The sequence below is a fragment of the Mycobacterium helveticum genome (assembly GCF_007714205.1).
Taxonomy (GTDB): domain Bacteria; phylum Actinomycetota; class Actinomycetes; order Mycobacteriales; family Mycobacteriaceae; genus Mycobacterium; species Mycobacterium helveticum.
In genome coordinates, this window is sequence record NZ_VMQU01000252.1 from 1 (window position 1) to 2,282 (window position 2,282).

Sequence of the window (2,282 nt, forward strand, 5' to 3'; positions counted from 1 at the left end):
GGGCGGGCGTTGGGGTGGCAGCGGTCGTCGACCCCGAGGCCGAGGAGGCCCCCAGCCGTTGCGCATTGTGGTCGTTCTCCAGGGGCAGGGGGTCGTCGTTGATGATGGCGTCGAAGAGCGCCCGCATGTCGGCCGTGCGTGGCGGCTCGTCACCGTTTGCGTCCGTGATCCCGGTCGGCACGGTGACAAAAGTGATGTGCCCGGCCGCGATTCCTTGCAGCGACTGCCCGAGCTGGACGAGGTCTTTCGTCTGGACGTTGTCGACGTAACTGTCGCTGATGAAGAGGTTGACGACGTTGTTGAGCTTGTTGAGGTCCAGCAACGTGTCCGCGGAGATCAGCGAGCGCAGCAGCGACGACAGGAACAACTGCTGGCGCTTGATGCGGCCGTAGTCGCCGTTGTTCTCGGTGGTGACCTGGCGGGCCCGCACGTAGTTCAGCGCGGTCGGTCCGTCGATGACCTGACGTCCCGCGTGTTTGAGCACCGTGCCCAGTTCGTAGTCGTGCAGCGGGGCGCTGGTGCACACCTCGACACCGCCGAGGGCCTGGACCATCTTCGCGAACCCGGAGAAATCGACGGCGATGAACCGGTTGATGCTCAACCCCGACAGCTTCTGGATCTCCTTCACCAGACATTTCGGGCCGCCGAAGGAGAACGTCGAGTTCAGTTTCGTCTCGGTGTAGACGACTCGCGGGCTCCACGTGCGCGTCTTGTCGTCGTAGATGGGGCCGTACTTGCCGGTTTCGGGGTTCCAGACCTCGCACTGGATCGGGGTGATCGCCAGGTCGCGTGGGAAGGAGACCACCACGACGCGTTTGCGGTTCGCCGGAATGTTGACCAGCATCACGGTGTCCGACCGCGCTCCGCCGGCGTCGTCGGCGTCGCCGGCGCCCATGTTGGCATTGTCGCCCAGGCGCGAATCCATGCCGACGATCAGGAAGTCTTCGTCGCCGTACTGGCCGCCGGGGTCGACGATGTCGCGCGAATGCGGGTCGAGCGCGCTGACGGTGTTGAGGCGGCTGTTCTTCGACGTCGCCCACTGCCATGCCCCGCCGGTCATGGCGAGGGACAACACGGCGAGCAGCGCCGCCAGCGAGCGGGCGGCGAAGAGCAGGGGCCGGCGCCTGGGCTTGGGTTTCGGCGCGCGCCGTTCGGGCGCCTCGAGGGGCGGGGTCAGGCGGCTGCGCCTGCGCAGTAGCCTGCGCGGTGCCGTGGTGGGTGGGTCCTGGGATTCGGGATCGTCGGTGTGCGGGTAGGCCGAGACGCCCAGGCGGGGAACCTCCGAGCTGAGCTCGAGCGAATAGGCCGGGGTGGGGATGGCCTGGGTGTCCTGTTGGTCGATGGACAGCTCGGGCGCGGCGTCGGGGACTGCGGCATCCGGGGCCGCCGTTTCCGGGGGGTCGTCGGCCACGCGGTGGCGCCTGGGCCGATCGGAGGGAGGGCCGCCGAACTTGGCGATCAGGTCGGCGACGGTGACCCCGCCCCCGGTGTGGGATCCGCCCTGCCCGCGATCGCCCGGCTTGCGTTCCTCCGCGGCGTCGGGTGCCAGGGGTTCGTCGGGTGCCAGGGATTCGTCGGGTGAGTCGGGCTGCCATCGGTGCAGGTTGTGGTCCGGCGCCGGTTCGGAGAACCGCTCCCATGGTGCGACGCGTCGGCCCTCACCGGGGCCGGACCCGTGCCGGTCGCCCAGAGTGGCGTCTGCCCCGCCGTCACTCATGTCCTGCCGGCCTCCGAATCTTCGATGCGGACGCCAACCGCGCGTCCGAAGCACCCTTCATCCCCGCACTGCGGGCCCGTGCCCGCGAGGCGCACGGAGTCTGTCGCGCTTTCGTGACGCGGCCCTGAACCTATCCGCCGACAAGCGCAATACAGCAAGTTTCACATCGTACTGAGTTCTGGGCCCGGACGCGATTTCGCGCCCGGGTTCAGCCGCCGGAGTGCATGACGTCCGCGCCGGCCGGGACCGTGCAGTCGTCCGGGTCGTTCAGCCAGCCGTCGGGCAGTGCCACGCGGGCCGGTGACCCCTGCCGGCCCCGCGGGCCGGTGGCCGCCTCCGGGAACGGAACGGCCCCGTCCAGCCGGTCCAGCAGCGAGTCGAGTTCGTCGAGAGTCTTGACCATGGCCAGCGCCCGGCGCAATTCGGATCCGGCGGGGAAACCGTGCAGGTACCAGGCGACATGCTTGCGGATGTCGCGCATGGCCTTGTCCTCCCCGAAATGGGTGGCCAGCAGTCGACCGTGGCGGCGGACGATGTCGGCGACCTCGCCGAGGGAGGGCGGGGT

At 69.1% G+C, this 2,282-nt stretch carries 2 protein-coding genes; both read right to left on the bottom strand.

What is annotated here, in order from left to right; genetic code table 11:
- A partial coding sequence (locus FPZ47_RS27215) for an LCP family protein (RefSeq protein ID WP_145039749.1) occupies nucleotides 1-1,717 on the bottom strand: 1,717 nt, incomplete at its 3' end.
- 208 nt (nucleotides 1,718-1,925) lie between these two features.
- The coding region (locus FPZ47_RS27220; protein WP_210420036.1) for a tRNA-dihydrouridine synthase at nucleotides 1,926-2,282 on the bottom strand (357 nt) is incomplete at its 5' end.